The following is a 17,509-nucleotide window of genomic DNA, read 5'->3' on the forward strand; positions in this document are numbered from 1 at the left end:
GGCGTCGAGCAGAGTCGGCATGGGCACATCCGTTAGAGGAACCACACGCGGTAACTGACGGCTCCCTGGAGCCGCCAGAAAATCGAAAGAAACGGAATCCACAGCGACGTCCAGATCATTTCGGCTACATGGAGCGCGTCGCGACGCGTGCCGCGCAAGCGGCGTACGCAGAACGCAGCGGTGCAGGCGATCCATGCGGCGAACGCAGCCAGGGCGACCCTCGGCTGACCCCAGGCGAGAGAAGCTAGCAGCACGAGTACGCTGATCAGCACCGCGTAGTAAAGGAGCGGCGGCCCCGCCCCGATGCGCTCGCGATACAGCGCCGGATGCTTGTGGAACAACAGCGCCTCGAAGCGGCTCTTGCGCTGCTGCGCGAGACTCACACCCCAGCGCGCGGGACGCACAGGGTGCACGACCACGGCATCGTCGGCGCGTACTACACTCGCGCCCGCCTGCAGCAATGCGAACTGCAGGTCCGAATCCTCGCGCCACGCCGCTGTGAAGCGCTCGTCGAAGCCGCCGATCTGCGAGAGCGTCGCGCGCTGCACGAACGCATTGGCCGTAGCGAATTCGGCGTGCGCAAGGCCGCTTGCGTCGCGCTCATAATCGCTCGGTGCCACGCCCAGCGGTACGACGATGCGGCCCGCGGCGGCTTGCGCGTGCGCGAGCGCGGCGAGCCCCGCGCGCAGCCAGCCGGGGTCGGCAATCGTGTCGTCGTCGGTGAACGCGATGAGCGGCGCGCGCGCCGCGCGCCAGCCCGCATTGCGCGCCGCGGCCGGCCCTTGGGTGGCGCGCACTGGCACGTAACGGATCGCCAGACCGCGGAGGGCTTGCATCGCCGCCATGCGTTCCACCGTCGCGCGCGTCTCGTCGTCCGGTCCGTCGTCGCACACGACGATTTCATAGTCGTCAGGCGAGAGATCCTGCGCGCACAGCGCGGTGAGGCACTGTCCGAGCAGCGTCGCGCGCTGGTACGTCGGCACGACCACGGCAATGCGCAGGTGTTCGAGCAATGCGCCCGCATAGCCATCGAACTGGGGCTCCTCCGCGCCGATGGGCCGCGGCTCGCGCAACTCGACGTCGGCGGGTCTCATGCGCGTGCCTCGCTCTTGCGCACGAGGAAGGGGCCGATCACGAGCGCATCGAGCGGCGAGGTCCAGAACGATTCGAGCGCGTCGCGCGGCGAGTTGACCATCGGCTCGCCGCGGGTATTGAACGACGTGTTGACGAGCACCGGCACGCCGGTGCGCCGTTCGAACGCCGCGATCAGGTCGTAGTAGAGCGGATGCTGGTCGCGGTTTACGGTCTGAATGCGCGCGGTGCCGTCCACGTGGCGCACGGCGGGAATGCGTTCGGCCTTCCCGGGCTGCACGTCGAAGATGAACAGCATGAACGGCGCGCGCCTCGCGCCCACGAACCATTGCGCGGCGCGCTCTTCCAGCACGACCGGCGCGACCGGCCGAAAGTCCTCGCGGTCCTTGATCTCGTTGAGCTTCGCCTGCATGCCGGGATCGACGGGCGAAGCGAGTATCGAACGGGCGCCGAGCGCACGCGGGCCGAACTCCGTGCGGCCCTGATACCAGCCGATCACATCGCCGTCGGCGAGCAGTTGCGCGGCTTCCTCGGCGATGTTGTCGAGCCGCCGGTAGGGCGTTTTCGACCAGCGTAGGAACTGCTCGATGGTCTCGTCGTCGAACGCCGGACCGAGGTAGGCGTGGTCCATCTGCCAGCGGCGTTCCGAGCGTTCGCCTGCGGCTTGCGCCGCTTCGCTGCGCAAGCGGTAGTCGGTCCAGAGCGCCGCGCCGAGCGCGGTGCCTGCGTCGCCCGCGGCGGGCTGCACCCAGATGTCGTCGAACGGGCCGTTATCTCGCACATACGAGTTCATCACGCAGTTCAGCGCTACGCCGCCCGCCATGCACAGCTTCGGCAGTCCCGTGCGCGTATGGAGCCAGCGCGCCATCTCCAGCACCGTTTCTTCCAGCACGAGTTGCAGCGAGGCGGCGATATCGAAATGCCGCTGCTCCAGCGGGCCGCCGCGTTCGCGCGGCACGCCGAAGCGGTCCACGAGGCGCGGGTCGGCGACGGTGTAGTGGCCATTGCCGTTGTACTGCACGATTTCGCGGAACTGGTCGGCATAGGCCGGTTCGCCAAACGAGGCGAGGGCCATGACCTTGTACTCGTCGGAAGAATGCAGGAAGCCGAGCCAGCCTGTCACGGCTTCGTAGAGGAGTCCGAGCGAATGCGGCAACTCCACCTGGGTGATGCGCTTGTACTTGCCGTCGCGAAATTCGCCAAGGCTCGTGGTGACGCCTTCGCCGCGACCGTCCATGGTCAGAACGGCGCATGCATCGAAGGGGCTTGCGAGAAACGCGCTCGCTTCGTGAGCGAGGTGGTGCTCGACGTTATGCCAGACGAAGCCGTTTTCGCGGTCCACGCCCGCAAAGCGCTTGCGCAGATGATGCGGCGCGCCGTCCAGCAACTGCGCCTTCGCGTTCACGATATAGCTGAGAAAGAGCGGGTCCCATGGCGACGCGTTGGCTTCCATGCGCGCGCGCGAGGGGTCGAGCGGCAACGCGATGGTCGCGCCGGGCCGGGTCGGCATATCCGGAAAGAGAGCCGGGTCGTAGGAGTAGGCAACGTGATCGACGTCGGCTAGCGTGATGCCGGCTTCCCTGAGGCAGGCGTCGATGGCGTCGAAGGGCAGTTGCCATGTCGAGAACGGCACGGGACGCTTGGCGTGCTTGACGTGCGTGAAGCGCTCGTCTTCGGCGGCGGCGATCACCACGCCGTCATGGACCAGCGCCGCGGCGCTGTCATGATAAACGGCATTGATTCCGAGTGTGTACATGAACGGGCTCCCGTTGCGGGCGGTGGGTTGCAGGGGTCAGGCGGGCTGCGGCACGAGCGCGCCGGCTTCCTCGAGCAGTTCGCGCGCCGCTCGCGCGACGTCGCCCGGGGGCACGCCGCGCAGGCAGGCGTGGTGGCCTTCGGGGCACTCGCCGCGATAGCACCATCGGCACGCCACGTCGCGATAGAGCAGGCGGTGCGGCGTCATCCACGGCGAGTGCTGCGGATTCGTGAGCGCGTAGAGATCGACCACGGGTTTGCCGAGCGCGGCGGCCAGATGCGCCGGCCCGCTGTTGTTGGCGATGAGCAGTGAAGCCTGGTCGAGCAATGCGATCAATTCGCCGAGCGTGAGCGCCCCCGCGAGATCGACCAGACGCGTGCTGCCCGGAGAACGCGAGAAACGCATCACGTCGCGCGTCAACGCGCTTTCCCCGAGGCTTCCGGTGAGCAGGAACGGGCAACGCACTGTGGGCGCGAGCAGATCGAGCGCTTCGGCGAAGAGCGCCGGGGGATACCGCCGGGAAGGCGCGCTCGCGCCCGCATGCACGACGATGCAAGGCTCGGCCGGATCGACGCCATGCATGCGCAGCTTCTGCGCGAGCGTGATGCCCGCGGCGGGGTCCACGCTCATGCGCATGCGTGAATCGGCCGGGTCGGCGAGATCGGCGCCCACGCTGCGCACGAGCGCGAGCTGCCGCTCGACTTCGTGGCGCACGTCCGTCTGCGGCTCGCGCTCCGGCAGCCAGTTAGTCAGCAATGCGTAAGGATTCTCGCGGCAATGCGCGAGACGCCGCTCGATCCCCGCGAAGAAGCACAGCGTGGCGGCCGGCAGCGGATTCTGGCTGTAGACCGTGAAGATCGCGGCGGCGTCGAAGCGTCCGGCGCGCACGCGCGCGAGCACGGCGTCTTCGTTGCCCGCGCCGTCGGCGTGTCCTTTGGCCGATCCGTGAGCGCCGTTGGCCCACGGCGCGTCGTATTCGATGACGTCGTCCACGTCGGGCAGATAGGGCGCCATGGCCGCGCCTGCGGCCGAAGTCAGCAGCGTGATATGACGGCGCGGCGCGCTTTCGCGCAGCGCGTGCATTGCGGGCGTGGTCATCAGCACGTCGCCTAGTTGATCTAGGCGCACGCAGAGAATGCGCTGGACCTCGGCCCCCCAGGGCTCGCTTGCAGGCTGGCGGCGGGGCGAGCGCGCGTGCGCATCGCGCGGCGCGATCGCAAAGGCGGTTCCGTTCATCGCAGCGCCTCCTCCTGTGCACCGTGGCGCGTTGCCGCCCGCACGCGCCGTTCGTGCTCGTAACGCTCCACGATCACCTGCGCCGCCTCGCGCAGATCCGCGACGATCGCGTAGGGCAGGCGCGCCGGCGCGCTTTGCCACTCGGTCTCGTTGCCGCAATCGGCGAGGATCGCGCGGCAACCTGCGCGATTGCCCGCTTCCACGTCGTCGAGGATGTCGCCGACCATCCAGCTGCGCGCGAGGTCGATGCCATGCTCGCGGCTCGCGCGCAGCAGCATGCCGGGCGCAGGCTTGCGACAGCTGCAGTTGCACGCATAGGGCGCCACATGGCCGAGCGGGTCGTGCGGGCACCAGTACGCAGCCTGCAGCGTGGCGCCGCAGCCGGCGAACATGCGGCGCAACTGCGCCTCCACGTCGCCGAGCGCCGCGTGCGCGAAGCGCCCCAGCGCAACGCCGCGCTGGTTGCTCACCACGAATAGCGGTAGTGGCGTTCGCGCGAGCAGCGTGAGCGCCTGCGCGGCGCCCGGGGCAAAACGCATACGCGAGGGCTCGACGTTGTACGGCACGTCTTCGAGCAGCGTGCCGTCCTTGTCCAGGAACACCGCTGGGCGGGTAGCGAGCAACCCGCGGGGCCCGGTGGTTCGGTTCAGCATACGGTTCGCTCCTCAACCCACGGCGCGCAGCACGCGGCCCTGGGTGCTTTCCCTCGCGTCCTCGCGCGTGTCGAGGCGCACTCCGGCAAGCTGCGCATAGACGTCTTCGAGTTCGAGACCGATCTGCCGCCACGTGAAGTACGTCTGGGCTCGCTTGCGTCCCGCTTCGCCCATCGCGCGGGCGTGCGCGGGGTCGCCATGAATGGCGAACAGGCGCTCGGCGAGCGCCTGGGGGTCGCGCGGCGGCACGAGCCAGCCCGTTTCGCCGTGACGCACCGAATGGCGAATACCACCCACATCCGCCCCGATTACGGGCGTGGCGCACGCCATTGCCTCCACGGGTGTGATGCCGAACGGCTCGTACCACGGCGTCGTCACGAAGACGTCGGCGGCGCTATAGAAGTCGCGCAACTGCGAGCGCTCGCGGCGGCCCACGAAGGTCACGCGCGGCTCGATCCCGCAGCGGTGCGCAATGCCGCGCAGGCGGGCGATCTCGGGTGTGGCGATTTCGTTGGGCGTTTGCGCGTCGCCGCCCACGACGTAGAGCCGGGCTTTCACGCCGTGGCGCGCCTCGAGCGCGGCCACACCGCGCACGACGTTGTCGATGCCCTTGCGCTCCACGAGGCGGCCGAGTTGCAGCACGCAGAATTCGCCGGCGGGCCAGCCCAGTCGGCGGCGCGCCTGCCGGCGGTCCACGGGCGAGAACTCGTCGGGATCGAAGCCGCAGGCAATGACGGCAATCCGCGCGGGGTCGGCGCGATAGTGCTCGACGAGATCGGCTTCATCGGCCGGACACTCGGCAACGATACAGTCCGCGCGCCGCACGAGCTCATCTTCGATCGCGAAGCGCTCATCGGGAAAGCCGTCGTTCGCACCCTGGTGGAGGCGCCGCACGCGTCCGAGCGCATGGAACGTCATGACGAGCGGCACATGAAGCGCGTCCTTGACCGCGAGCGCCGCCAGGCCGGACATGAAGAAGTTGGCGTGAATGACGTCGTAGGGACGCCTTTCGGCGCGGCAAAAGTCCACGAGAAACTCGGCGAACCGGGGCATGTGGGGCAGCAGTAGTTCCTTGGGCAGCTGCATGGGCGGCCCGGCGGGGACGTGAATCACGCGTACGCCGTCCATCTCCAGAATGGGCGGCAGCAAGGCGCGGTCGCGCCGCGTGAAGACGTCGACCTGATGTCCGGCGCGCTGGAGTTGACGCGCGACATGCGCGACGTAGATGTTCTGTCCGCCGGTATCGACGCCGCCCGCCACGGCGAGCGGCGACGCGTGTTCACTGACGAGTGCGATTTTCATGACGTGTCCTCGCGAGAAGTGGATGGCGAGCTGTGTGTCGCGTTCAAAGGGGGCGCGGAAAGAACTGCTCGAATGTTGCACCGGGTGCAACGGCGTAAGCGCATTTGCTGTGCCGTTGATTGGAAGTGCACAGGAACCGGGGGCGGCGTGGTGCGCGAACCCGTGTGTACTGCTCGAAACGGGCATCTTTGGACCTTCCGCATCGGCGCCGCTCAGCCGTGACGAATGCCGGAACGCGTCTGCCAAAGAGGCGACGCGCTTTTACACCAGGCGGCAAGACGTTTCGACAACGCCCCCGGGCGTTGTCGGCGGGCTGCGCGCCGCGGGAGCGTCGATTGCGCAACGATCCGCTTCAGTATCGCTTTGGGGGCAGCCACGCGATGAATGGAGCAACGCCCAGCCGGCGCGCCGTACGCTCGCGCATCCTGCGCACGCTCGGCGAGGCGCTGTGGCGGCACCGCAGCGCGAGCGCAGCGGCGGCGTCATTGATGATTCTGGCGCGCCTCGGTGCCATTTCGGTGCCGATCGCACTCAAGCATTTGATCGACGATCTCGGCCACATTCACTCGTTGGCGGCGCTGCCGGCGCTGCTCGCGATCGTCTATGCGCTGCTGCGCTTCCTGTCGGACGCGCTCGGCGAGGCACGCGATGTGGCGTTCAGCATTGTCGTGCAACGCGCAGTGGCCACGCTGCGCGAACGCACGTTCGCTCAGCTGCACCGGCTGGGCGCGCGCTTTCATGCGCAGCGCGAAACGGGTGCGATCGTGCGGGACGTCCAGAAGGGTGCGGACGGACTGGGCTTCCTGCTTGGCACCGCGCTCTTTTCAGTGCTGCCAACGATGTTCGAAATCGCCGTGGTCGTGGCGATCGTCGCGTCGCACTACGACAACGCCTTTGTGCTCGCCATCGCCGGGACCTTTGCGTGCTATGGGACATGGACCGCGATTTACACCCGCCGCCGGCTCGCGTTCCAGCGCGCGGTGAACTCGCTGGAGGCGCAGGCGGACGGCCGGCTCGTCGACAGCCTGCTCAATCACGACACGGTGAAGTACTTTTCGACGGAGCAGCACGAGGTCGCTCGGCTGCGCACCGTGCTCGACGACTGGGTCCTCGCGCGCACGGCGAATCAGCGCGCGCTGACCGTGCTGCACGTGGGCCAGAGCGGCGTGGTGGCGGCAGGTATTGCGGCGGTGATGGTGATCGCCGTGCAGAACGTGCTGACTCGCGCGATGACGGTGGGCGACCTCATCCTCATCAACGCGTACATCATTCAGGTGTGCGCACCGCTCAATACACTCGGCTTCGTGTTTCGCGAGGCCAACGATGCGTTCGTCGATGTCGAGCGGCTCTTCGCCATCCTCTGTGCGCGCGGCACGCCGGGCGAGGATGAGGACATGCCCGGAGCGCGCGCGCTGGTCGTGCGCGAAGGCGAGGTGGCATTCCGGCACGTCGATTTCGGCTACGACGCGGGGCGGCCCGTGCTGCACGATGTGGGGTTCCTGGCCCAGCCAGGGCGCACCGTTGCCGTGGTGGGCGGCAGCGGCTCAGGCAAATCCACGCTGATCCGGCTGCTGTTCCGCTTCTATCAGCCTCAGCGCGGGACCATCTCCATCGACGGCCACGATATTGCGCACGCCACGCAGTCGAGCCTGCGCGAAGCGATCGGCATCGTGCCGCAAGACACGGTGCTGTTCAACGAGACCATCGCGTACAACATCGCCTACGGCCAGCCCGACGCCACCCGGGCGGATGTCGTGCGCGCCGCGCGCGCGGCCCAGCTCGACGAGTTGATCGAGCGTCTGCCCGACCACTACGAAACGCGTGTGGGCGAGCGCGGCGTGCGCCTGTCGGGCGGAGAGCGGCAGCGCATCGCAATCGCACGCGCGATTCTCAAGAACCCGCGCATCATGGTGTTCGACGAAGCGACCTCGGCGCTCGATACGCGCTCGGAGCGAGCGATCCAGAACGAGCTGCAGCGCCTCGCCCACGGGCGCACGACGATCGTGATCGCGCATCGTCTTTCGACGATCGTCGACGCGGATCTGATCCTCGTGATGGAGCACGGCCGAATCGTCGAACAGGGGCGGCACGACGCGCTGCTCGCCCGCCAGGGCGTGTACGCGAAGATGTGGGCGATGCAATGGCAGCAGGACGATCTCGAGCACGCCGAGCGGCGGCTCGTGACGACGCCCGTTAACGTGGCGAACCTGCTTGCACGGGTGGCCGAGCGTGTTCGTGATTCGCTGGGCGAAGCGGCGGCGCGGCTCGTCACGCAACCCGACGACGGGCTCTATGCCACTGTCGCGAACGGCGACGCGTTGCTGGTGGCCCTCACGCTGCTGGTGGAGAACGAAGTGCAGAATGCGGCGTCGATCGCGGCTTCTGTTACCTCGGCAGGGGCCACGCGAGAAACGCGCGGCGTGCAACTGGCCGCGCGGCGCAGCGCCAATACGGTTTTGCTCGGCGTGGCGGGCGGCGCGCGTCCCGCACCGCTCGACGACAGCGCCCTCGCGCGTATCGAAGCGCTGCTGCGCAAGGCGGGCGCGAGCCTCACGCTAGATCCCGAAGGCCGCCGCGTGCGCTACGCCGTGGCGTTGCCGCTGCATGCGCTGCTGCCCGAGCGCACCCAGGAGCGCGGCGGCGAACTCGCCGGACTGCGCATAGCCGTGCTCGACGACGAAGAGCAAACGCGCGATGCGCTGGAAGCTGCGCTCACATTGCATGGGGCGATCGTGCAGCTCGAAAGCAGCGGTGCGCGATGGCTCGCCGGGTTGCGCGAGACGCCGCGCGCCAGGTGGCCAGATGTACTGCTGTGCGACTTGCAGCTAGACGGCGAAGACGGAACGCAAATCGTCGCAGCGCTACGAGACATGGAAGCGCGCGGCGACTATGCAGGCAAAGCGCTTCCTGCCATCGCCATGACGGGCCAGGTTGCGCGCGCCGATTCCCCCGGCGAAGAACGCAGCCTGTTCGCCGCGCGGCTCACCAAGCCAGTTGCGGTGCCGGCGCTGCTCGCCGCGATCGTCGCGGCAACGCAAGGCGGTAACGAAAGCGCCGGCGCCAGCCACTGACTCCGGCCCGCCGTCTAGATGAGGGGCGTGCCGCCCGTCACCGCAACAGTGGCGCCAGAGATGTAGCTGCCCTCGTGCGACGCGAGCAGCACATACGCACCGGCTAGCTCCGCAGGTTGCCCTGGCCGCCCCATTGGCGTCGCCTTGCCGAAGTCGCGCACGTCTTCGGCCGGCATGGTCGACGGAATGAGCGGTGTCCAGATCGGCCCCGGCGCGACGCAGTTCACACGGATGCCGCGCCCGGCCACGAGTTGGGCGAGACCGCCGGTGAAGTTCTGGATCGCGCCCTTCGTGGCGGCATAGACGAGCAGTGTGGGCTTGGGCTTGTCCGCGTTGATCGACGCGGTATTGATGATGGCAGCGCCCGGCTGCATGAGCGCGACCGCCTCGCGTGAAATGCGGAACATGGCGCCGATATTGGTATCGAAGGTGCGATCCCATTCCTCGTCGCTGATCGATTCGATCGACTCGTGCGTCATCTGGTACGCGGCGTTGTTCACGAGTATGTCGAGCTTGCCCAGCTCGCGCGCGGTCTTGCTCACGAGCTCGCGGCACCACGCACGGTCGCGGATGTCGCCGGGCAGAAGGAGCGCGCGGCGTCCGGCGTCTTCCACCCAGCGCGCCGTTTCCTTCGCATCGTCGTGCTCGTCGTAGTACGCGATGGCCACGTCGGCGCCCTCGCGCGCAAACGCGATGCATACCGCGCGGCCAATGCCGCTGTCGCCGCCCGTGACGAGGGCGACCTTGCCGGCAAGCCGTCCCGACCCGCGATAACTCTTTTCGCCGTGATCGGGTTGCGGGTCCATAGGTGCGGTGCGCCCGGGCGTGCGGTCCTGCTGCTGATCGGGCATGGGCGGGGCGGGGCGATGTTCGTTCATGGTCCTTACCTCTTCGAAATGACGTTGCATGTTTTCTGCGTACCGCGCGAAGCGCAAGACATATGCCGCACGCCCCGCGAGGCTCCGGTCAGCCGGCGGGCTTGAGCACGACCTTGGTCCAGCCCTCGTTGCGCGCGTCGAACTGCTGGTAAGCATCGGGCGCTTGCCCGAGCGGTAAGGTATGCGAAATGATCTGTGAGGGCCGCGCTTTGCCTGCCGCGATGAGATCGCGCAACTTGCGGTTATACGCCTTCACGTTGGCCTGACCCGTGGCGATGTGCTGTCCCTTCATCCACAACTGGCCGAAGTCGAAAGCCAACTGCCCCTTCTTCGCCAACTCGTCCTCCGCGCCCGGATCCTTCGGCACGAATACGCCCACCACGCCGATGCCGCCCGTCGGCCGCACAGCCTTCACGAGATTGTTCATCGTCAGGTTCGGTACTTCGCGGCCGTGACAGGTGCATTGATACCCCACGCACTCGCAGCCGCGGTCGGCCCCTTCTCCGCCGGTCATTTCGACGATGCGCTGCGCGGAGTTGCCGTCGCTGTCGTCGATGGGAATCGCGCCGAGCTTTTCCGCCAGTTGCAAACGGTCCGGGTGGGTATCGACGACCATGATTTTGCTTGCACCCTGAACCTGGGCCGAGAGCGCCGCCATGAGACCGACGGGTCCCGCACCATAAATGGCGACACTGTCGCCGGGCTGCACGCCCGCGAGCACGGTCGCATGCCAGCCGGTCGGGAAAATGTCGGACAGGAGGACGTAGTCGTTCTCCTTTTCCTCGGCATCGGGCGGCAGGCGCAGGCAGTTGAAGTCGCCGAACGGCACGCGCAGCAGTTCGGCCTGACCGCCGCTGTACGGACCCATGTCGGCGAAGCCGTACGCCGCGCCCGCCATGCCCGGATTGGCCGTCAGGCAAAAGCCGGTGAGCCCGCGCTCGCAGTTCTTGCAGAACCCGCAGCCGATGTTGAACGGCATGCAGACGCGGTCGCCCACCTTCACGCGCACGACGGCGGAACCCACCTCGATCACCACGCCCAGATTTTCGTGGCCGAGGATGCGGCCGGTTTCCATGCTGGTGCGTCCCTCGTACATATGGAGGTCGGAGCCGCAGATATTGGTGCTGGTGATCTTGACGAGCACGTCGGTAGGGCGCTCTATCTTTGCGTCCGGCATAGCTTTGACGGTGACTTTACGCGGACCTTCGTAGACGACAGCTTTCACGTGACTCTCCTCGGGAAGCGCGCGAGCTGCGCGCAGTGGGCCTGGCGCACGCGAGGTCTCGCCTCATCGCGAATGCGTGCACCCGTTGCAGGCGCATTGACCGTTCCCATGAGCCGGCGGCCAGGGATGTCAAGGGGCAGCGGTGGGCGCAAGGGCTCCGACGCCGCTGGCGCCCGCCCCCCAGTGCGAAGCGGCCTCCAGGCACAACCGGTGCGCACACAGCCGGACCACGTCGCCACGGCGAGCCTGATCGAGAACTGGATCGACCGGACCGAAGAGCGCTCTAATTTCTGTTCGGGACGACGCGCCATACTGAAAGGAGGTCGACAATGAAAGATGAATCCGGTACGCGCCCCGCGCAATCGCCTGAAGCCGGGCGGCGCAACACTGCGCCGCCTGCACGCACGAGACAGGAGAAGCGCGACGAGAGCGAGAAGAGCAAGCACGAAACGTCTGAGAACGAGTTGCCGTCCACCCAGGAAAAGAATCCCATACCACCGGGAACGACGCAGAAGACGTCCTGAAATCGCGTGCCCCGCGCGCTGATCGCGGGCCATGGGCGTGGTCACGCAGAACGCCTTTGCAGGCGTAATCGAGGCGGCCGGGTGCGATGGTTGCGCCCTCGGGACGTCCGCCAGTCGACGTATTCTTTTCAGGGAGAGTGAGATGGCAAAGCCGCATTCCATGCTAGTCACGGCAGTGACGGTGCTTTCGATCGCGTTAGCGCCCGGCGTAGCTGCCGCGCAGACGAGCGCGCCTGACGCGTCAGCGAATGGGAGCACATCGAAGGCGCAACGCAAGGAAGCACGCAAGCAGGCGCGAGCGCAAAGAAACGCGGAACTGAAGAAGCTCGAAGAAAATGGATATAACCCGGCTGCGGGAAACGATCCAAATTATCCGAACGATATTCAGAACGCCGAAAGAAAGGCGGCGACGCCTGGTAGCGCGAGCCAATAGATGACACTCGTGGCGTGGACGTGGTCCTGCGCCCCAAGTCACATTTCGGCGCTCACGGGGCGCGTGGTCGTTTCGCACTGCACACCGAAAGGTTCGCCAAATTCGGCGAGCAAGGCTTCGAAGTGCGCGGGTTCGAGCGGCGAGGGCGGCCCGAGCCGCGGCTTCAACTGCGCGAGTGCCCGCCCGTATCGCTCGAATGTGGCGAAATCGCGTGGGTAGCGCTCGCTATCGACGCCCGCGAAGCGCCCCTCATGAGCGGCGTGGGCCAGCAGCGCTCGCCAGCGCGAGATCGGCGCGAGCCCGATGCTTTGCGTGCCGTGGGAGAACAGCGTCATGTCGATGTCCTCGAATGCGGGCGTGCTGTCGAGGAAGCGCTGCAGGGCGTCGGCCGAGGGCTCGACACCGAACAGCAGCCAGAACGGTATGGCGTGAATCTCGAGCGTCGTGAGGGGATCCATCAGCATGAAAGAGTCGACGAGAAGGCGGCGCGTCTCGATCACGCTTTCCTGATACCAGCGCCGATAAACAGCCGCGGTCGCGAAGCTCAGCGCTTCGGGTTCCTCAAACCGGATCTCGACGATGCGCCATTGCATTGGCCCGGCCAGCTCGGCGAGATCGTCGCGCAGAACGGCGTCGAAGCCCCACTCGGCTTCCGGGGCGCGCGCGTCGGGAGCCGGGGGGTCCCACCGTGTGCGCACGCTGCCGTAGTGCGCGAGAAACGCGCGCACGCGCTCGCCGCCGTGCAGATATTCGTCTTCGCTCGCGCCACCCGTGGCGCCGAACTGGAACACCGAACGCTCGCTCGTGCGGGTGACTGCCCAATCGCGCGTGCAGTTGACCACGTAGAGGGTCCCGCCGCGCTCGAGATTGCCGAGCAGGAACTCGCGAAACGCGAGCGGCAGGCGTCGAAACTTGAGCCGGAAATAGCGCATGCCATGCAACATCAGACGGTCCTGGTTGGGATCGTGCATATGATGAACGGCAATGCGATCGTCGGCGGCGAGCAGGGCTTCCGTGATGCGCCGGCTCGTGTCGAAGCCCCGCTGGGCATCATCGGGATCGCTGAACGGCGCGCGGACCGGGCATAGAAAGGTTTGCGGCAGCCAGGGTGCGCGCAGCGCGGCCGCGAGATGGATCATCGCACCGTTCGACGACCCGATAAACGCGCAGCGGCGGGGGACTTGCGGATAAAGGTCGGCAAGCCACTGCGCAATGCGTTCGACGTCGAGGCTCTTCGCGCGGCGAGGATCGATGCCCTCGCTCATGCCGCCGACGATATAGGCCCATTCGCGCTGGCGTTTCGGCAGCGCATTGATTGCGGGCATGAGGCGGTCGAGCAGGGGCGACTGGCTTGGGCTCGAAAAACGTCTTCCGTGCAACATGCTCGCCAGTGCCTGGGCCATGGCGGCGGCGGAATCGAAACGGGCGATGCCCGGCGGCGGCTTGTTCATTGAAGTGCTCCCTTGCTAAACGCCAACGGCACCGGCCTTGAGAAACGGTGTGATCGCAAACGCGAACGCATTGGGCGCGGCGTAATTGAGTGTGTGCGTGCCGCCTTCTATCGTCATCAGCCTGCCGTGCTGCAGTTTGCGCGCGGCCTCCGCGCCCCACCCGAGCGGCGCGACGGGGTCGCGCGTGCCCACGACGACAAGTGCGGGCGCAGCGATGCGCGGGAGCCGCTCGTCGACGGGCTCGCGCACCAGCATCCGCATGGTGGCAAACGCGCGCCACAATCCCGCCTTCGCGTAGTCGATCCGGCCGGCCTTCGCCGGCGTGTGGGGACGCTCGCGCAGTCCGTTGATCCAGTCGCGCCACGCCTGGCGCGGCAGCGAGCGAGCGCGAGGGTCCGGTGTGGGTTCTTGCAGAACGAGGCGATCGACCGCCTGCGGGTAGCGCACTGCGAAATCGGCGAGGACCTGGCAGCCGAAGGAGTTGCCCACGAACATCGCTCGTTTCACGCCGCATGCGTTGAGCCACAAATGCAGCGCATCGGCGAGTTGCGCGAGGCTCAGCGCGTCGCGCCTCCGCGCGAGCGGACTTTCGCCGAAGCCGGGCAGGTCGGGCGCGAACACGTCAAAGTCGCGCTTGAGCGCGTACGCGAGCGGTTCCATGTACCGGCTCGAGACGACGAGGCCGTGGACCAGCACCACTGGCAATCGGCGGGGCGCGTGCGCGTGGCAGCGTGCGACTCGATAGAACATGCGGTATGGCCCAGCCTGCACGAAGGCGCCTTCGATGCCGCGGCGGCGGCTGCCTCGGTCGATGGCAGCGGTGTGCTTGAGCCTGCGCCAGGCAAGCGTTATCAACACGAGGGCGACGACGCAGACGCACGACAGGCAGATGAGAAAAATGAGCACGGCAGCACGCTCCTGTGCACTCACCGCATGCGGGCGGCGAGCGCTATCGCAGTGACAACAGCAAACCGTGTTCCACCAGGATCAGGACTGCGAGCCCAGTACGTCGTCGAGAAAACGCAACACGTGAGCATGACCTCCGCGCTCCCATGCATTGACGTGCGAGGCGCCAGCGATGATCGCAAAGCGCCGGGGCGCCCGGATCGCCGTGAAGAGCCGTGAGAATTGCGGTGGGGGAACGACGTGATCAGCGTCGCCGCCGTAAATGAGGATGGGGGCGCGCACGCTGCCGATCTTGGCGAGATTGTCATAGCGGTCGCGCACGAGCCACCGCATGGGAACGATGCGCGGCAGCCAGCGCATGCGCACGGCGGCGACATCGGCGACGCTGGTGAACGGGGCTTCGAGCAACAGCGCGGCGAGAGGGCGTTCGGTCGCGATCTGCACTGCCACGGCCGAGCCGAGCGAATAACCATGGAGGACGACGTCGCGCGAGTGCCGCGCGGCGAATGCGATGGCAGCGCGGCCGTCGGCGTAGAGCCCCGCTTCGCTGGGACGCCCGGGCGCGCCGCCGTAACCACGATAGCCCGCAAGCAGGACGCCGTAGCCTGCGTCGAGCAGCGCATGCGCGATGTGCGTTCGCTGGGTGAGGTCCTCTCCGTTGCCATGAAAGAGTACGACCGTGGCGCGGGCGGGGTCCGCCGGTGCCGCGTGGCCGCAAACCAGTTCGTTGCCGTCGGCGGTATGCACGCGCACGTGGCGGATGCGGCCCTGCGCGTCCGGGCGTAGCGGCCCGCGCTGCAGCCGCTCCGACGGGTAGATCAGACGGCCTTGCAGCCAGTACAGCAAGGCCATGGCGCAACCGTAGATCAGTAAGGCGGCGGCGACAGCGATGGCGATGTATAGCGGTGCGGTCATGGTCTCGTTCGTCGCGCACCGAACATTCCCGTCGCGTCGCCATGATGTCCGGAAAGAACGGATTTCGTACAAAGGCTGATTCAGGGTTCGACCTATAATTCACTGCTCCAGAAACCGAAGTCAGACTTCTGCAAACGTCCTTTCGATAAATGCGCATAGGTGTGAGCAATGGCTTATTCACTGATCTATCGCGGATTCACAATCGACTTTGCGCCATTTTCGGTTGACGGTCATACATTCGGTGCGCAGTGGACGCTAACGCCCAGCGATCCGCATAGGGCTCTCGGCATTCCCATCTCAAGTGGTGATCTGCAGATGCGGGGTGCTCCGGATGAAATGGCGGCGCTTGCAAGGCTGCAAGCGATTGACTGGATTGACCGCAACCATCGGGGTGGTCCTTGCCGCTAAGGCGCTACCAGAAAGACATTCGCGCCCGCCTGGGACGGTTGCCCTTAAGGATGGATTTACGGACACACGTCCATTCTGTACTTGCGAGCCACCGCTGGAATATGCTCATACAAGCCACATACGAGCGTTTCGCCGCCAGGACGAGTGACACCATGAGTACTGAAATGGTTGTGCAAAGGCTCACAATTCGGGCTGCCCCGGGCAAGCTCAGAATCATCCCGGTGTGGCGATGCCTGGCACAGAGCGGTGCCAGGGTCGTTCGCTGGAATGTCCATGCCGATCGCAATGACGGCATGGATTTCATGACAGTCGACATTATCGACGCCGATCCGTCGCGTACGGAAGACATCGCGATTGCACTTGGAAAAGTACCTCTCGAAATGACAGTCACTGCGCTCAATTTGACAGTGCTGTCCACTCCCGAATCAGCCCATGACCGTGGGCCGCGGAAAGATTAATCGCACGCGACGCGCAGAGCCGGATAGGCATCGAAGTGACGAATACGACGGATTCACGCTCGATGTGGCAGTCGATGCCGACGTTGTCAGGGGCGTCTCACAGACACTCGCAGGTTCTCGCGCCGCTCAGCAGCGCAGGGCGGGAATCGATACTTACCGATGATGCAGATCTGGGCGCCGGGTCGGGCTGCACGCCATTCAGCCGGAGAAAATATTCTTCGCGGCGTTCCTTCATTAAAACCAGGTCGGTTCGCAAGGCGGTTCGAATCTCGGTCGACCACGCTGCCGCGTGGTGGTCCGTGCCGCGTTCGACCTCGGAAAGGCGCTCCATGCACGCCTTGATCTCCGCATCGATATTCAGCAGGGCTACCAGCAGATCGTCGGTCGTGCAAACCATTTTTCTGTCCCCCTCATCATGGTCAACTCGATGATGCATTGCATCAATGTTAAATCGAGGAGATAGAAATGATGCCTGGGGAATACACCAAATCTCGCGCCGTTGTAGCCGCCCGGAGCGCGAGTCTAGCTCGCAATATTTACTAAAATTACGGTAGCCACTCACGAAGAAATGGGTCGCGGGAGATGACATGGCAAGTTCCCAGCCTGAAGGCGGCTCGCTCGAGAGAGAATATGACCTTGCCCTGGAAATCCTCGACGCGAGGTCTGCTGCACTCGAGCGCGCCATACGCCGCCATTCGGTCGATTCGGCTCAGGCCCACGAAGCGCGCAAAGCCTACGATCTCGCCAGGGTGATTTTGCTCTCGTGCGAACTTCGGCTACGAAGCCGGGGGATAGTCCGGCAAACGACGCGTCGTCGTCCGATCACCGTCATCGTTTTCAGCGAGTCGGAACTGCTCAGGAAATCGTTGACGGTATTGCTTCGCGCGGAGGGCTACCACGCGATTTCAGCGACCACGCTCCTCGAGCTGCGAAGCGTGATGGCGGCGCAGGAAGCCGGCGCGATTGTCATTTACCGGGAGCGCGGGGCGTCGCACGCCCCACTTACTATCGACGGCATGGCCAGCGCCGCGCCGTGGGTGCCGACCTTCATGCTGCAGTGCGGCAAGCAGATGTCGACTGCGGAGACATCCGCCGACGCCCGTATCCATGAAGTTGGCTCGATCCACGAACTGGTCTCCGGGCTGGACGCAACCCTTGTGAGCGGCGGCGGCACTGAGAAGCTCCTGCGGTAGGGAATCGT

General features: G+C 66.2%; 17 protein-coding genes. 6 read left to right on the forward strand and 11 right to left on the reverse strand.

Annotated elements, in window-relative coordinates; translation table 11 throughout:
* Positions 1–32: 32 nt before the first annotated feature.
* From AB4Y43_RS36420 to AB4Y43_RS36440, 5 genes are read right to left on the reverse strand one after another with little or no spacing between them, the layout of a single operon-like run.
* Entirely contained in the window at positions 33–1,094 is a 1,062-nt protein-coding gene (locus tag AB4Y43_RS36420; RefSeq protein ID WP_368730001.1) for a glycosyltransferase family 2 protein, read from the reverse strand.
* On the reverse strand, positions 1,091–2,848 hold the full coding sequence (locus AB4Y43_RS36425) for a carbamoyltransferase (RefSeq protein WP_368730002.1): 1,758 nt from the start codon (positions 2,846–2,848) through the stop codon (positions 1,091–1,093). Before AB4Y43_RS36425 ends, AB4Y43_RS36420 begins: the two co-directional genes overlap by 4 nt.
* A gap of 36 nt (positions 2,849–2,884) precedes the next feature.
* Entirely contained in the window at positions 2,885–4,084 is a 1,200-nt protein-coding gene (locus AB4Y43_RS36430; protein WP_368730003.1) for a glycosyltransferase family 9 protein, read from the reverse strand.
* Entirely contained in the window at positions 4,081–4,737 is a 657-nt protein-coding gene (locus tag AB4Y43_RS36435; RefSeq protein WP_368730004.1) for a D-glycero-alpha-D-manno-heptose-1,7-bisphosphate 7-phosphatase, read from the reverse strand. Before AB4Y43_RS36435 ends, AB4Y43_RS36430 begins: the two co-directional genes overlap by 4 nt.
* Positions 4,738–4,749: 12 nt before the next feature.
* The gene (locus tag AB4Y43_RS36440; RefSeq protein WP_342949751.1) at positions 4,750–6,039 is read right to left on the reverse strand and encodes a glycosyltransferase family 1 protein; all 1,290 of its coding nucleotides are present in this window, start codon (positions 6,037–6,039) and stop codon (positions 4,750–4,752) included.
* A 380-nt stretch (positions 6,040–6,419) separates the two neighbouring features.
* Between AB4Y43_RS36440 and AB4Y43_RS36445 the strand changes: the two genes are divergently transcribed.
* Positions 6,420–9,110: an ATP-binding cassette domain-containing protein gene (locus AB4Y43_RS36445; RefSeq protein ID WP_368730005.1), complete on the forward strand. Its 2,691-nt coding sequence runs from the start codon at positions 6,420–6,422 to the stop codon at positions 9,108–9,110.
* A 14-nt stretch (positions 9,111–9,124) separates the two neighbouring features.
* Here the strand turns inward: AB4Y43_RS36445 and AB4Y43_RS36450 are convergent, their stop codons facing one another.
* Positions 9,125–9,988, reverse strand: a complete 864-nt coding sequence (locus tag AB4Y43_RS36450) for an SDR family oxidoreductase (protein WP_342949753.1) — start codon at positions 9,986–9,988, stop codon at positions 9,125–9,127.
* Between the two features lie 88 nt (positions 9,989–10,076).
* Positions 10,077–11,213, reverse strand: a complete 1,137-nt coding sequence (locus AB4Y43_RS36455) for a glutathione-independent formaldehyde dehydrogenase (protein WP_342949754.1) — start codon at positions 11,211–11,213, stop codon at positions 10,077–10,079.
* Between the two features lie 329 nt (positions 11,214–11,542).
* Here AB4Y43_RS36455 and AB4Y43_RS36460 point away from each other — a divergent pair, with 329 nt between their 5' ends.
* The gene (locus AB4Y43_RS36460) at positions 11,543–11,737 is read left to right on the forward strand and encodes a hypothetical protein (RefSeq protein ID WP_342949755.1); all 195 of its coding nucleotides are present in this window, start codon (positions 11,543–11,545) and stop codon (positions 11,735–11,737) included.
* A gap of 142 nt (positions 11,738–11,879) precedes the next feature.
* A complete protein-coding gene (locus tag AB4Y43_RS36465) occupies positions 11,880–12,170 on the forward strand; it encodes a DUF4148 domain-containing protein (RefSeq protein WP_342949756.1) in 291 nt (96 codons plus the stop codon).
* Positions 12,171–12,208: 38 nt separating this feature from the next.
* Here the strand turns inward: AB4Y43_RS36465 and AB4Y43_RS36470 are convergent, their stop codons facing one another.
* The 3 genes from AB4Y43_RS36470 to AB4Y43_RS36480 all read right to left on the reverse strand — a co-directional run bounded on the left by AB4Y43_RS36470 (position 12,209) and on the right by AB4Y43_RS36480 (position 15,442).
* Entirely contained in the window at positions 12,209–13,621 is a 1,413-nt protein-coding gene (locus AB4Y43_RS36470) for a hypothetical protein (protein ID WP_368618327.1), read from the reverse strand.
* Positions 13,622–13,636: 15 nt separating this feature from the next.
* Positions 13,637–14,527, reverse strand: a complete 891-nt coding sequence (locus tag AB4Y43_RS36475) for an alpha/beta hydrolase (protein ID WP_342949758.1) — start codon at positions 14,525–14,527, stop codon at positions 13,637–13,639.
* Between the two features lie 81 nt (positions 14,528–14,608).
* Complete coding sequence (locus tag AB4Y43_RS36480) at positions 14,609–15,442, reverse strand: alpha/beta fold hydrolase (RefSeq protein WP_342949759.1); 834 nt, start codon at positions 15,440–15,442, stop codon at positions 14,609–14,611.
* 168 nt (positions 15,443–15,610) lie between these two features.
* Here AB4Y43_RS36480 and AB4Y43_RS36485 point away from each other — a divergent pair, with 168 nt between their 5' ends.
* Both AB4Y43_RS36485 and AB4Y43_RS36490 read left to right on the forward strand, forming a co-directional pair.
* Entirely contained in the window at positions 15,611–15,850 is a 240-nt protein-coding gene (locus AB4Y43_RS36485; RefSeq protein ID WP_342949760.1) for a hypothetical protein, read from the forward strand.
* A 152-nt stretch (positions 15,851–16,002) separates the two neighbouring features.
* Complete coding sequence (locus tag AB4Y43_RS36490) at positions 16,003–16,308, forward strand: hypothetical protein (RefSeq protein ID WP_141710621.1); 306 nt, start codon at positions 16,003–16,005, stop codon at positions 16,306–16,308.
* 97 nt (positions 16,309–16,405) lie between these two features.
* Here the strand turns inward: AB4Y43_RS36490 and AB4Y43_RS36495 are convergent, their stop codons facing one another.
* Positions 16,406–16,897 (reverse strand): hypothetical protein, encoded by a 492-nt coding sequence (locus AB4Y43_RS36495; protein ID WP_342949761.1) that lies wholly within the window; start codon positions 16,895–16,897, stop codon positions 16,406–16,408.
* Here AB4Y43_RS36495 and AB4Y43_RS36500 point away from each other — a divergent pair.
* Entirely contained in the window at positions 16,896–17,501 is a 606-nt protein-coding gene (locus tag AB4Y43_RS36500; RefSeq protein ID WP_342949762.1) for a hypothetical protein, read from the forward strand. The genes AB4Y43_RS36495 and AB4Y43_RS36500 overlap by 2 nt on opposite strands.
* Positions 17,502–17,509: the final 8 nt, after the last annotated feature.

The sequence above is a fragment of the Paraburkholderia sp. BR10872 genome, assembly GCF_040965835.1.
Taxonomy (GTDB): domain Bacteria; phylum Pseudomonadota; class Gammaproteobacteria; order Burkholderiales; family Burkholderiaceae; genus Paraburkholderia; species Paraburkholderia nodosa_A.

What these genes read in the sequence shown, in the direction of transcription:
- AB4Y43_RS36420 (WP_368730001.1), bottom strand. Translation starts at nt 1,094, where the DNA reads ATGAGACCCGCCGACGTCGAGTTGCGCGAGCCGCGGCCCATCGGCGCG.
- AB4Y43_RS36425 (WP_368730002.1), bottom strand. Translation starts at nt 2,848, where the DNA reads ATGTACACACTCGGAATCAATGCCGTTTATCATGACAGCGCCGCGGCG.
- AB4Y43_RS36430 (WP_368730003.1), bottom strand. Translation starts at nt 4,084, where the DNA reads ATGAACGGAACCGCCTTTGCGATCGCGCCGCGCGATGCGCACGCGCGC.
- AB4Y43_RS36435 (WP_368730004.1), bottom strand. Translation starts at nt 4,737, where the DNA reads ATGCTGAACCGAACCACCGGGCCCCGCGGGTTGCTCGCTACCCGCCCA.
- AB4Y43_RS36440 (WP_342949751.1), bottom strand. Translation starts at nt 6,039, where the DNA reads ATGAAAATCGCACTCGTCAGTGAACACGCGTCGCCGCTCGCCGTGGCG.
- AB4Y43_RS36445 (WP_368730005.1), top strand. Translation starts at nt 6,420, where the DNA reads ATGAATGGAGCAACGCCCAGCCGGCGCGCCGTACGCTCGCGCATCCTG.
- AB4Y43_RS36450 (WP_342949753.1), bottom strand. Translation starts at nt 9,988, where the DNA reads ATGAACGAACATCGCCCCGCCCCGCCCATGCCCGATCAGCAGCAGGAC.
- AB4Y43_RS36460 (WP_342949755.1), top strand. Translation starts at nt 11,543, where the DNA reads ATGAAAGATGAATCCGGTACGCGCCCCGCGCAATCGCCTGAAGCCGGG.
- AB4Y43_RS36465 (WP_342949756.1), top strand. Translation starts at nt 11,880, where the DNA reads ATGGCAAAGCCGCATTCCATGCTAGTCACGGCAGTGACGGTGCTTTCG.
- AB4Y43_RS36470 (WP_368618327.1), bottom strand. Translation starts at nt 13,621, where the DNA reads ATGAACAAGCCGCCGCCGGGCATCGCCCGTTTCGATTCCGCCGCCGCC.
- AB4Y43_RS36480 (WP_342949759.1), bottom strand. Translation starts at nt 15,442, where the DNA reads ATGACCGCACCGCTATACATCGCCATCGCTGTCGCCGCCGCCTTACTG.
- AB4Y43_RS36485 (WP_342949760.1), top strand. Translation starts at nt 15,611, where the DNA reads ATGGCTTATTCACTGATCTATCGCGGATTCACAATCGACTTTGCGCCA.
- AB4Y43_RS36490 (WP_141710621.1), top strand. Translation starts at nt 16,003, where the DNA reads ATGAGTACTGAAATGGTTGTGCAAAGGCTCACAATTCGGGCTGCCCCG.
- AB4Y43_RS36500 (WP_342949762.1), top strand. Translation starts at nt 16,896, where the DNA reads ATGGCAAGTTCCCAGCCTGAAGGCGGCTCGCTCGAGAGAGAATATGAC.
- AB4Y43_RS36495 (WP_342949761.1), bottom strand. Translation starts at nt 16,897, where the DNA reads ATGTCATCTCCCGCGACCCATTTCTTCGTGAGTGGCTACCGTAATTTT.